Origin of the sequence: Serratia sp. CY33525 (assembly GCF_052169115.1) — a bacterium.
Classification (GTDB): Bacteria; Pseudomonadota; Gammaproteobacteria; order Enterobacterales; family Enterobacteriaceae; genus Serratia; species Serratia sarumanii.
The window spans coordinates 625,170-637,498 of the sequence record NZ_JBJNLK010000002.1 but is presented as its reverse complement, the minus strand read 5'-3'; the positions used below and the strand labels follow the sequence as shown (position 1 = coordinate 637,498).

The 12,329-nt window shown below is 59.3% G+C and carries 9 protein-coding genes; 5 read left to right on the top strand and 4 right to left on the bottom strand.

Annotated features, from left to right (window positions below):
- Positions 1 to 177: 177 nt before the first annotated feature.
- Positions 178 to 1,224: an L-asparaginase 2 gene (gene ansB / locus ACJ8IM_RS07985; protein WP_033654250.1), complete on the bottom strand. Its 1,047-nt coding sequence runs from the start codon at positions 1,222 to 1,224 to the stop codon at positions 178 to 180.
- Positions 1,225 to 1,372: 148 nt separating this feature from the next.
- On the opposite strand from ansB, the gene ycaO reads away from it, so the two are divergent.
- The 4 genes from ycaO to pflA all read left to right on the top strand — a co-directional run bounded on the left by ycaO (position 1,373) and on the right by pflA (position 7,814).
- Positions 1,373 to 3,136, top strand: a complete 1,764-nt coding sequence (ycaO, locus tag ACJ8IM_RS07980; RefSeq protein WP_033637851.1) for a 30S ribosomal protein S12 methylthiotransferase accessory factor YcaO — start codon at positions 1,373 to 1,375, stop codon at positions 3,134 to 3,136.
- 460 nt (positions 3,137 to 3,596) lie between these two features.
- Complete coding sequence (gene focA, locus ACJ8IM_RS07975) at positions 3,597 to 4,457, top strand: formate transporter FocA (RefSeq protein ID WP_019454548.1); 861 nt, start codon at positions 3,597 to 3,599, stop codon at positions 4,455 to 4,457.
- Between the two features lie 54 nt (positions 4,458 to 4,511).
- Complete coding sequence (gene pflB / locus ACJ8IM_RS07970; RefSeq protein WP_004928286.1) at positions 4,512 to 6,794, top strand: formate C-acetyltransferase; 2,283 nt, start codon at positions 4,512 to 4,514, stop codon at positions 6,792 to 6,794.
- A gap of 279 nt (positions 6,795 to 7,073) precedes the next feature.
- On the top strand, positions 7,074 to 7,814 hold the full coding sequence (gene pflA / locus ACJ8IM_RS07965) for a pyruvate formate lyase 1-activating protein (protein ID WP_033637850.1): 741 nt from the start codon (positions 7,074 to 7,076) through the stop codon (positions 7,812 to 7,814).
- A gap of 48 nt (positions 7,815 to 7,862) precedes the next feature.
- Here the strand turns inward: pflA and ACJ8IM_RS07960 are convergent, their stop codons facing one another.
- Positions 7,863 to 9,014, bottom strand: coding sequence for an MFS transporter (locus ACJ8IM_RS07960; RefSeq protein WP_033654251.1), 1,152 nt, complete (start codon positions 9,012 to 9,014; stop codon positions 7,863 to 7,865).
- 163 nt (positions 9,015 to 9,177) lie between these two features.
- Between ACJ8IM_RS07960 and ACJ8IM_RS07955 the strand changes: the two genes are divergently transcribed.
- Positions 9,178 to 9,543, top strand: coding sequence for a DUF1801 domain-containing protein (locus tag ACJ8IM_RS07955; protein WP_033650668.1), 366 nt, complete (start codon positions 9,178 to 9,180; stop codon positions 9,541 to 9,543).
- Positions 9,544 to 9,597: 54 nt separating this feature from the next.
- On the opposite strand, the gene serS is transcribed toward ACJ8IM_RS07955, so the two are convergent.
- Positions 9,598 to 10,890 (bottom strand): serine--tRNA ligase, encoded by a 1,293-nt coding sequence (gene serS, locus ACJ8IM_RS07950; protein ID WP_033642556.1) that lies wholly within the window; start codon positions 10,888 to 10,890, stop codon positions 9,598 to 9,600.
- 109 nt (positions 10,891 to 10,999) lie between these two features.
- On the bottom strand, positions 11,000 to 12,286 hold the full coding sequence (locus ACJ8IM_RS07945; protein ID WP_051917632.1) for a replication-associated recombination protein A: 1,287 nt from the start codon (positions 12,284 to 12,286) through the stop codon (positions 11,000 to 11,002).
- Positions 12,287 to 12,329 lie beyond the last annotated feature (43 nt).

Below are 12,329 nucleotides of genomic sequence, written 5' to 3'. Positions count from 1 at the left end.
CGCCCGTCGGCGGCAAACGGCTGCACCGGGTGATGACAGGCTCTGCGGCCGTCGCGATTGTTTGGACGATAAAACCCTGTGACATGGGGAAATTCAGCGGGTTAACGCGGTGTTTTATGCTGTATTCAGCCAAGATGGCTGCGAGAGCCCGGCCGGCCCCCGCAGGAGAGAAAACGATCAGTACTGATTGAACATCTGCTGGATCTGCTTCGCGTCTTTGGTTTGCGTCAGCGCCAGCTGCAGCAGTATGCGCGCTTTTTGCGGATTCAGCGTGCCGGCGGCCACAAAGCCGTACTTGGCGTCGTCCACTTCCGCATCTTCGGTGGTGGCGCCGGTCGGCACGCGCGATGAGCGCACCACCGCCACACCATTGTGCGCCGCCGTCGCCAGGGTGTCGAACACGGTTTTATACAGGTTGCCGTTGCCGACCCCGGCGCTGACGATACCCTGGTACCCTTCAGCGATCAGCGCCTTGGCCGGCGCATCGGAAGCATTGGCGTAGTTGTAGATGATGCCGACCTTCGGCAATTCGTTCAGCTTGCTGACGTCGAACGGCGTATCGCGGGTATGCTTACGCTGCGGCGAGCGCTGGTAATCGATCTTGCCGTTGTGGATATACCCCAGCGGGCCGTAGTTCGGCGACTGGAAGGTCTGCACGGCGGTGGTGTTGATCTTGGTGACGTCGCGCGCGTCCAGCACGGTGTCGTTCATCGCCACCAGCACCCCGCGGTTGGCCGATTGCGGATCCGCCGCCGTCACCACCGCGTTGTACAGATTGAACGGGCCGTCGGCGCTCATCGCCGTCGCCGGCCGCATCGCCCCTACCAGCACCACCGGCTTGTCGCATTTCACCGTCAAATCGAGGAAATAGGCCGTCTCCTCCAGCGTATCGGTGCCGTGGGTGATGACGAAGCCGTCGGTCTTGCCGCAGTCGGCGTCAATTTTCTTCGCCAGCGTCAGCCAGACCTGATCGTTCATGTCCTGCGAACCGATGTTCACCACCTGCTCCCCCTGCACGTTGGCGACGTTCTTCAGCTCCGGCACCGCATCGACCAGCGCCTCGACGCCCAGCTTGCCCGCGGTATAGTTGGATTTCGTCGCCGACTCACCGCCGCCGGCGATAGTGCCGCCGGTCGCCAGCAGGGTGATGTTGGGCAGCGCCAGCGCCGAGGCGCTGAAGCCGGTCAACAAGAGGGTTAACGCGCTGAGTTTCACTGATTTCATTAGATTTCTCCGTGACAGATAACTCGCTGAATTATGGCCCCTATCCTTAAAAAAACTGTGACTTTGCCGCCGCTTTAGGAATACGTGGAGCTCCAGCGTAAAACCCCGTATCATTGCGCGTTTTTAGTACGCGCAAAAAGTGAAGACAATGACGCAAACTTTTATCCCCGGTAAAGACGCCGCCCTGGAAGACTCCATCGCCCGTTTCCAGCAGAAACTGAGCGATCTCGGTTTCAACATCGAAGAAGCCTCCTGGCTGAACCCGGTGCCGCACGTGTGGTCGGTGCACATTCGCGATCGCGATTGCCCGCTGTGCTTCACCAACGGCAAAGGCGCCAGCAAAAAAGCCGCGCTGGCCTCCGCGCTGGGTGAATATTTCGAGCGCCTGTCCACCAACTACTTCTTCGCCGATTTCTATCTGGGCCGGCAGATCGCCGAAGGCGACTTCGTGCACTACCCGAATGAGAAATGGTTCCCGATCCCTGAAGACGACGCGCTGCCGGCCGGCATCCTCGACGAACGCCTGCACGCCTTCTACGATCCGCAGCAAGAGCTGAGCGCCAGCGATCTGGTCGATCTGCAATCCGGCAACGCCGATCGCGGCGTGTGCGCGCTACCGTTTACCCGTCAGTCCGACCAGCAAACCGTGTACATCCCGATGAACATCATCGGCAACCTGTATGTTTCCAACGGCATGTCCGCCGGCAACACCGCCAACGAAGCGCGCGTGCAGGGCCTGTCGGAAGTGTTCGAGCGCTATGTGAAAAACCGCATCATCGCCGAATCCATCAGCCTGCCGGCGATCCCGGACGAAGTGCTGAACCGCTACCCGGGCGTGGTGGAAGCCATCGCCAAACTGGAAGAGGAAGGTTTCCCGATCCTCTCCTATGACGCCTCGCTGGGCGGCAACTACCCGGTGATCTGCGTGGTGCTGTTCAACCCGACCAACGGCACCTGCTTCGCCTCGTTCGGCGCGCACCCGGACTTCGGCGTGGCGCTGGAGCGCACGGTAACCGAACTGCTGCAGGGCCGCAGCCTGAAAGATCTCGACGTGTTCACCGCGCCGACCTTCGATGACGAAGAAGTGGCGGAACACACCAACCTGGAAACGCACTTCATCGACTCCAGCGGCCTGATCTCCTGGGATCTGTTCAAACAGGACGCGGATTACCCGTTCGTTGACTGGAACTTCAGCGGCAGCACGCAGGAAGAGTTCGCCACCCTGATGAGCATCTTCGACAAGGAAGACGCGGAAGTGTACATCGCCGACTACGAGCACCTGGGCGTCTACGCTTGCCGAATCATCGTGCCGGGCATGTCCGACATTTATCCGGCGGAAGACCTGCTGCTGGCCAACAACAGCATGGGCGCGCACCTGCGCGACACGCTGCTGGCGCTGCCGGGCAGCGAGTGGGAGCCGGAAGAATACCTGGCACTGATCGAGCAGTTGGACGACGAAGGGCTGGACGATTTCACCCGCGTACGCGAACTGCTGGGCATTGCCAGCGGCAAAGACAACGCCTGGCATACCCTGCGCGTGGGCGAGCTGAAGGCGATGCTGGCGCTGGCGGGCGGCGATCTGGATCAGGCGCTGATCTGGACCGAATGGACGCAGGACTTCAACGCCTCGGTGCTGAGCCCGGCGCGCAGCAACTACTACCGCTGCCTGCAAACGCTGCTGCTGCTGGCGCAGGAGCCTGAACGCGAAGCGGCGCAGTACTATACCGCGTTCGTGAAGATGTATGGCCAGGAAGCGGTCGACGCCGCCTCCGCCGCCATCAGCGGTGAAGAACGCTTCAACGGGCTGTTCGCCGTCGATGCCGATCTGAAGGCGCTGCCGGCCCATCAGGCGCTGCTGGCGGCCTACGAGAAGCTGCAGGCGGCCAAACGCCGCCACTGGGCTAAGGCCTAAGCGTCATCAGGGGCACTGCCACTTTGGGAGTACCCCTGCTGCCAAACGCCGCACGCCGTTGCGGCGTTTTCATTTTTGCGGTTTATTTCAACGCATGCGGTTTTATTTTTTCGTCGGAAAATAGGCGGTTAAACGACCATAAAAATAAATAAACCGTCAATTGTTGCCGGACGGTGAAATAATAATTAACCGATAATTAAACTTTCAGCGCTGCGCGGCGACAAAACGCCTAAAAATTTAACTTTAGCGCCTGCGGCCCACCCTGCACATTCAAAAAAATTTGCAAACATTAAAAAATTGTTTTATCTTAAAAATCAATAGATTAACCACAAAAACCACACAAAAAACACGTCATTTTGCCGCTCTACTTCCCCGCCTTATGATCCAAATCAAATTTTCCCCTATACTGCTTTGCTAGTATCTCATTGCGTTGTTTTAACCCTTAAGAGCGAGAGTTAGTTTGAAAACTGACAGCCCCTTCGATCTGATTTTACCTGCGGCAACGGCGAAAATCGCTGAAGATGCCGGCGTGTATAAAGCCACCAAACATCCGCTGAAAACGTTTTATTTGGCGATCACCGCCGGTGTCTTCATTTCCATCGCCTTCGTCTTCTACATCACGGCGACCACCGGCACCGCCGGCGTGCCTTTCGGGCTGGCGAAACTGGTCGGCGGCATCTGCTTCTCTCTCGGGTTAATGCTGGTGGTGGTGTCGGGCGCCGACCTGTTCACCTCTACCGTGCTCATCGTCATCGCCAAGGCCAGCGGCCGCATCAGCTGGGGCCAGCTGGGCGCCAACTGGCTGAACGTTTATCTCGGCAATCTGGTCGGCGCGCTGTTCTTCGTGGCGCTGATCTGGTTCTCCGGCGAGTATATGGTCGCCAACGGCCAGTGGGGGCTGAATGTCCTGCAAACCGCAGACCACAAGCTGCATCACACCTTTATCGAAGCCGTGTGCCTCGGCATTCTGGCTAACCTGATGGTCTGCCTGGCGGTCTGGATGAGCTACTCCGGCCGCACCCTGACCGACAAGATGCTCGCCATGGTGCTGCCGGTCGGGATGTTTGTCGCCAGCGGCTTCGAGCACAGCATCGCCAACATGTTTATGATCCCTATGGGCATCGTGGTCAAACACTTCGCCACGCCGGAATTCTGGCAAGCCGTAGGGGCGGTACCTGAGCAATTCGCTCATCTGACAGTAAGCAACTTCATCATCGACAACCTGATTCCGGTCACCATCGGCAACATCATCGGTGGCGGTCTGCTGGTTGGGTTGACTTACTGGGTAATTTATCTGCGCGGGGGCCGCGAACAGCACTAAGCTGTGAGTTACCGCGCGCAGAGTTAGAAATCCACAATCAAAGGTAGGTGTACAATGACCGAACTTAACGAGAAATTAGCCAACGCTTGGGAAGGTTTCAGCAAGGGTGACTGGCAGAATGAAGTCAACGTTCGTGACTTCATCCAGAAAAACTACACGCCTTATGAAGGTGACGAGTCCTTCCTGGCTGGGGCAACTCAGGCCACCACCACCTTGTGGGACAAGGTTATGGAAGGGATCAAACTGGAAAACCGCACTCACGCGCCGGTTGATTTCGACACCAACGTTGCTTCAACCATCGTTTCTCACGACGCGGGTTACATCGCCAAAGAGCTGGAAACCATCGTGGGTCTGCAGACCGACGCCCCTCTGAAACGCGCGCTGATCCCGTTCGGCGGCATCAAAATGGTCGAAGGTTCGTGCAAAGTGTACGGCCGCGAGCTGGATCCGCAGCTGAAAAAAGTGTTCACCGAATACCGTAAAACCCACAACCAGGGCGTATTCGACGTTTACACCAAAGACATCCTGAACTGCCGTAAATCCGGCGTGCTGACCGGCCTGCCGGACGCCTACGGCCGCGGCCGCATCATCGGCGACTACCGCCGCGTGGCGCTGTACGGTATCGACTTCCTGATGGCCGACAAGCTGAACCAGTTCAAATCGCTGCAGGAAAAACTGGAAAACGGCGAAGATCTGGAAATGACCATCCAGCTGCGCGAAGAGATCGCTGAACAGCACCGCGCTCTGGCTCAGATCAAAGAGATGGCCGCCAAATACGGCTACGACATCTCCGGCCCGGCCACCAGCGCGCAAGAAGCGGTGCAGTGGACCTACTTCGGCTACCTGGCCGCGGTGAAATCCCAGAACGGCGCCGCCATGTCCTTCGGCCGCGTGTCCACCTTCCTCGACGTGTTCATCGAGCGCGACATCAAGGCGGGCAAACTGACCGAAGAACAAGCGCAGGAACTGATCGACCACCTGGTGATGAAACTGCGTATGGTGCGCTTCCTGCGTACCCCTGAGTACGATGAGCTGTTCTCCGGCGACCCAATCTGGGCGACAGAATCCCTGGCCGGTATGGGCGTTGACGGCCGCACCCTGGTCACCAAAAACAGCTTCCGCTTCCTGAACACCCTGTACACCATGGGGCCGTCTCCGGAGCCGAACATGACCATCCTGTGGTCTGAGAAGCTGCCGCTGAACTTCAAAAAATTCGCGGCGAAAGTGTCCATCGACACCTCTTCCGTTCAGTACGAAAACGACGACCTGATGCGCCCTGACTTCAACAACGATGACTACGCCATCGCTTGCTGCGTCAGCCCGATGATCGTCGGCAAACAAATGCAGTTCTTCGGCGCCCGCGCCAACCTGGCGAAAACCATGCTGTACGCCATCAACGGCGGCGTTGACGAAAAACTGAAAATGCAGGTCGGCCCTAAAGAAGCGCCGATGATGGACGAAGTGCTGGACTATGACAAAGTCATGGCGCGCATGGACCACTTTATGGATTGGCTGGCCAAGCAGTACGTGACCGCGCTGAACATCATTCACTACATGCACGACAAGTACAGCTACGAAGCTGCGCTGATGGCGCTGCATGACCGTGACGTTTATCGCACCATGGCTTGCGGCATCGCCGGCCTGTCCGTTGCGGCCGACTCCCTGTCTGCCATCAAGTACGCGAAAGTCACCACCATTCGCGACGAAGACGGCCTGGCCATCGACTTCAAAGTGGAAGGCGAGTATCCGCAGTTCGGTAACAACGACGCCCGCGTCGATGACATCGCCTGCGACCTGGTGGAACGTTTCATGAAGAAAATTCAGAAACTGCGCACCTACCGCAATGCGGTACCGACCCAGTCCGTACTGACCATCACCTCCAACGTGGTGTACGGTAAGAAAACCGGTAACACCCCGGATGGCCGCCGCGCAGGCGCACCGTTCGGCCCAGGTGCCAACCCGATGCACGGCCGCGACCAGAAAGGCGCAGTAGCCTCCCTGACCTCGGTAGCCAAACTGCCGTTTGCCTACGCGAAAGACGGGATCTCCTACACCTTCTCCATCGTGCCTAACGCGCTGGGTAAAGACGACGACGTGCGTAAAGCCAACCTGGCGGGCCTGATGGATGGTTACTTCCACCATGAAGCCTCCATCGAAGGCGGCCAGCACCTGAACGTCAACGTGATGAACCGCGAAATGCTGCTGGACGCGATGGAAAACCCTGAGAAATATCCTCAGCTGACCATCCGCGTTTCCGGTTACGCCGTGCGCTTCAACTCGCTGACCAAAGAGCAACAGCAGGACGTGATTACTCGTACCTTCACTCAAACGATGTAATACGCCGGCCGGGCGGGAAACCGCTCGGCACCAACGCAGGGGCCGGTTTTGCCGGCCCTTTTCTCCCACCGCTCTCCCCTGACTCTGTACGAGTCTGTTTTGCCGGACATCTATACTGAATGGATAGCCGGCAAAACAGTTATCCGGCAACTGACCGGCCGACAGGCATCATTACCCCGGTGGCGGTTCCACCCGCTGCTGCATCGCAGATACCTGGCCGGCGGCCACGCGCCTATTTTTAGACTGCGTTTGACAGTCAATATTGGAGAAAACCCCGCAATGTCAGCAATTGGTCGCATCCACTCCTTCGAATCCTGCGGCACCGTCGATGGGCCCGGGATCCGCTTTATCGTCTTCTTCCAGGGCTGCCTGATGCGCTGCCTCTATTGCCATAACCGCGACACCTGGGACACCCACGGCGGCAAGGAAGTGACCGTCGAAGAGCTGATGAAAGACGCGGTGGCCTACCGCCACTTCATGAACGCGTCCGGCGGCGGCGTGACCGCGTCCGGCGGCGAGGCGATCCTGCAGGCTGAATTCGTGCGCGACTGGTTCCGCGCCTGCCACGCCGAAGGCATCAATACCTGCCTGGACACCAATGGCTTTGTGCGCCGCTACGATCCGGTGATCGACGAGCTGCTGGACACCACCGATCTGGTGATGCTGGATCTGAAACAGATGAACGACGAGATCCACCAGAACCTGGTCGGCGTCTCCAATCACCGCACGCTGGAATTCGCCCGCTACCTGGCGAAACGCAACCAGCGCACCTGGATCCGCTACGTGGTGGTGCCGGGCTGGTCAGACGACGATAAGTCGGCGCACCTGCTGGGCGAGTTCACCAAAGACATGACCAACATCGAGAAAATCGAGCTGCTGCCCTACCACGAACTGGGCAAGCACAAATGGATAGCGATGGGGGAAGAGTACAAGCTGGACGGCGTGCACCCGCCGAAAGCCGAGACCATGGATCGCGTCAAAGGCATCCTGGAAAGCTACGGCCACAAAGTGATTTACTGATTAGCGCACGCCAAAAGAAAAACCGGCTCATGGCCGGTTTTTTCATGCTCAGGCGGCGGCGAACGGCGTGTGATGGTGATCCGGCTTCTGTTTCTTCAGCAGCATCAGCAGGTAAACCAGCGCCACGGCGGCGATCATCACGAACAGCACGCGGTCGGAATAGTTCTGCATCAGCAGCGCCGTCATCGATGGGCCCAGCAAGCTGCCGATGGTGTAACTCATCAGCAGCGCCTGGTTCATCGCCACCAGTTCGTGCGGCATTGCCTTCTCACAGGCCCAGGACATCGCCACCGGATACAGGGTAAAGCCGGCGCAGCCGAGGATGAACAGTGAAGGTGCCATGGCGTAGTTGCCGAGCATCGCCACGCTGGCGAGGATCACCACAAACACCTGAATCCGCAGCACCAGCAAGCGCCCGTAACGATCGGCCAGGCGCCCGACCGGCCATTGGCCGACGATGCCGGAGCTGACCAACAGCGCCATCCAGTAACCGACGTTAGCGTCGCTCATGCCCTGATGAGAGAGATACAGCGGCATCAGGCCATACAGAGAACCGAGCACAATGCCGGAGATGATGCAGCCGTTGATGCCCAGGCGCGCGCTGCGGCGTCTCAACATTGTCCATACCGCCGCCTGCTGCGGCTCGTCTTCATGGCGGTTTACCCGCGCGAACAACATCGGCAACATGGCGCTGATCACGATCGCGGTCACCCACGGCACCACATGCAGCAATTCGGTCGAGGTCATGCTCAACAGTAATTGGCCGGTCACCGTACCGAGGTAATAGACAATCATATAGGCCGCCAGCAGCTGGCCACGGTTGCTCAAATTGCCGCTGCGCAAAAGCGCGCTCTCCACGATCACCCAGATCCAGGCGCAACCGACGCCGGCGAAGAAGCGCCAGCCCAGCCAGCTCCAGAAATCGATCGACAGCACCATGCCGGCGGTCGCGGCGGCGAACAGCAAACAAGAGAGATGATAGCTGCGGGTGAAGCCGACGCGCTGGATCAGTTTGCCCGCTACCAACGTGCCCAACAGATTGCCGCTGAAATAAGAGGAGCTGACCATACCCACTTGCCAGGTCGACAGCTGAGCATGGGTTAACCAAAGCGGCACTAACGTATTCAAAACGGCAATGGATACCGTAAGCAGCAAAAGGCCGCAGAGCAATAAGAGCACCGGGCGGGAGTAAGCGGACATAGTGAAATTGTGACCGAACGCGCATTGAGAGTGCGCGCATCATGCCACTGGCGATAAAAAAGTCAATCGCCTCTTATCATTCCAGCGCACGATTTGTTTCCGGCTAAGCGGCTGAAAAAGCGCTATGCTCAGCGCAGAGCGGATTTAACGACGGAGAAGCGAGATGAGTCAGGCAAATAATGCGGCGGTCGAGACCTTGCTGGCAGACATCGGCAGCACGCACGGCGAGCTGCTGGAGATCGTACAACAGGTGCGCCGGGTCGCCACGGCGAGCGGCAGTGGCGTCACCGAATCGGTCAAATACGGCGGCATCATGTTCTCGCATACTCAATTTTTCTGCGGCGTTTTCGCCTACCGCAGTCACGTCACGGTGGAATTCGGCCAAGGGCACCGACTGGAAGATCGCTATCAGCAACTTGAAGGCAACGGCCAATATCGGCGGCACATCAAGCTCCACACGCCCGCCGAAGTGAAAAGCAAGCACCTGGCGGACTACATTAAACAGGCCTACGCGCTGGCGACAGACTGAATTTCCGACATAAAAAAAAGCGCCCGCAGGCGCTTTTTTCAAATGCTTTGCCGTTTAACCGATGTATTCCAGGCCGCCCATATAAGGACGCAGCACTTCAGGCACCTGAATGCGACCGTCGGCCTGCTGGTAGTTTTCCAGCACCGCCACCAGCGTACGGCCAACCGCCAGGCCGGAGCCGTTCAGCGTGTGGACCAGACGCGGCTTCTTGTCGGCCTTGCTGCGGCAGCGAGCCTGCATGCGGCGCGCCTGGAAGTCCCACATGTTGGAGCAGGACGAGATCTCGCGGTAGGTGTTCTGCGCCGGCAGCCACACTTCCAGATCGTAGGTCTTGCAGGCGCCGAAGCCCATGTCGCCGGTGCACAGCAGCACCTTGCGGTAAGGCAGGTTCAGCAGCTGCAGCACTTTCTCCGCATGGCCGGTCAGCTCTTCCAGGGCATCCATCGAATCTTCCGGACGGACTATCTGCACCATTTCGACCTTGTCGAACTGGTGCATACGGATCAAACCGCGGGTGTCGCGGCCGTAAGAACCGGCTTCCGCACGGAAGCATGGTGTGTGCGCGGTCATCTTCAGCGGCAGAGTTTCCTCTTCCACGATCTCGTCGCGCACCAGGTTGGTCAGCGGCACTTCCGCCGTTGGGATCAGCGCGTAGTTGCTGCTGTCGGCTTCTTCTTCCAGCGGGCGGGTATGGAACAGGTCTTCGCCGAACTTCGGCAGTTGGCCGGTGCCGTACAGCGTGGCGTGGTTGACCAGGTAAGGCACGTAGGCCTCCAGGTAGCCGTGCTGTTCGGTGTGCAGATCCAGCATGAACTGGGACAGCGCGCGGTGCATGCGGGCGATTTGCCCTTTCATCACCACGAAGCGCGAACCGGTCAGCTTAACCGCGGCGGCAAAATCCAGCCCGCCGGCCATTTCGCCCAGATCGACATGATCGCGCACCGCGAAGTCGTATTGGCGCGGTTCACCCCAGCGGGTGACTTCCAGGTTTTCGCTGTCGTCTTTACCGTCCGGCACGGCGTCGTCCGGCAGGTTAGGCAGCGTCAGGGCATAATCGCGGATCTCGCTCTGCAGCGCATCCAGTTCCGCCTTGGCGGCATCCAGCTTGTCACCCAGCTCGTTCACTTCGCGACGCAGCGGCTCGATGTCTTCCCCACGCGCTTTGGCCGCGCCGATGGATTTCGATCGGGAGTTGCGTTCCGCTTGCAGCGTTTCAGTTTCTACCTGCAGAACTTTGCGGCGTTCTTCCTGCGAACGCAGCAGATCCAGATCGAGTTTAAAGCCTCGGCGAGCCAGTTTGACGGCGACTGCGTCTAGCTCATTACGCAGCAGATTGGGATCGAGCATGCTAATCCTGTGCTTGTTGTTATTGAAAGAAGTGTTGTTGTTCTATGCGGCTGATTTATAGCCGCATAAAAGAAGAGTGATACCCGCTAACCTTACCGCAACGGCCACGCTAGCGGTAGCGTTTTGTCGGGCTATTTTGATCCTGCTCAGCCAGCCATGCCAACTTTTCGCCGATTTTCCCTTCCAGCCCGCGCGAGGTCGGTTGGTAGTAGCGCGTGTTGGCCATTTCGGGCGGGAAGTAGTTCTCGCCGGCGGCGTAGGCGTTGGGTTCGTCGTGAGCGTAACGGTATTCCGCCCCCAGCCCCATCTCCTTCATCAGCTTGGTCGGCGCGTTGCGCAGGTGCTCCGGCACGTCATAATCGGCCTGCTCTTTGGCGTCGCGCATGGCGGCCTTGAACGCGGTGTAGACCGCATTGCTCTTCGGCGCGCAGGCCAGGTAGACGATCGCCTGCGCGATGGCGCGTTCGCCCTCCGCTGGCCCCACGCGGGTGAAGCAATCCCAGGCGGCGATCGCCACCTGCATGCCGCGCGGATCGGCGTTGCCCACGTCTTCAGAGGCAATCGCCAACAGACGGCGCGCCACGTAAAGCGGATCGCCGCCGGCGGTAATGATGCGCGCATACCAATACAGCGCGGCGTCCGGCGCCGAGCCGCGCACCGATTTATGCAGCGCGGAAATCAGATCGTAATAACGGTCGCCCTTATTGTCGAAGCGCGCGCTGCGCTCGCCCGACACCTCTTTCAGCAGCTCCGGCGTCAGCACCCGCACGCCTTTGGCGTCCAACTCCGCCATGTCGGCCATCATTTCCAGGCTGTTCAGCGCCCGGCGTGCGTCGCCGCCCACCAGCTCCGACAGCAGGCGGCGCGTTTCCGCCGGCAGCTCGACGTTCTGATTGCCAAAGCCGCGCGCCTTGTCGCTCATCGCCTGATCCAGCACCTGGCCGATATCTTCGGCGGTCAGCGCCTTCAGCAGGTAAACGCGGGCGCGGGACAACAGCGCCGAGTTCAGTTCGAACGACGGGTTTTCGGTGGTGGCGCCGATAAAGGTGATGGTGCCGTCTTCGATATGCGGCAGGAAAGCGTCCTGCTGGCTTTTGTTAAAGCGGTGCACTTCGTCGACGAACAGGATGGTGCGGCGGCCGGCGTCGCGGTTTTGCCGCGCCCGCTCAATCGCCTCGCGGATCTCCTTGATGCCGGAGGTCACGGCAGAGATCCGTTCGACATCCGCCTGGCCATAACGGCCGATCAGCTCTGCCAACGTCGTCTTCCCGGTGCCCGGCGGCCCCCATAAAATCATCGAGTGCAGTTGCCCGGCCTCAATGGCACGCGGCAGCGGCTTGCCGGCGGCCAGCAGGTGCTGCTGGCCGATATACTGCGCCAGCGTGGTCGGCCGCATACGCGCGGCCAACGGCTGGAACTCGTTCTGGGAAAAATCGAGC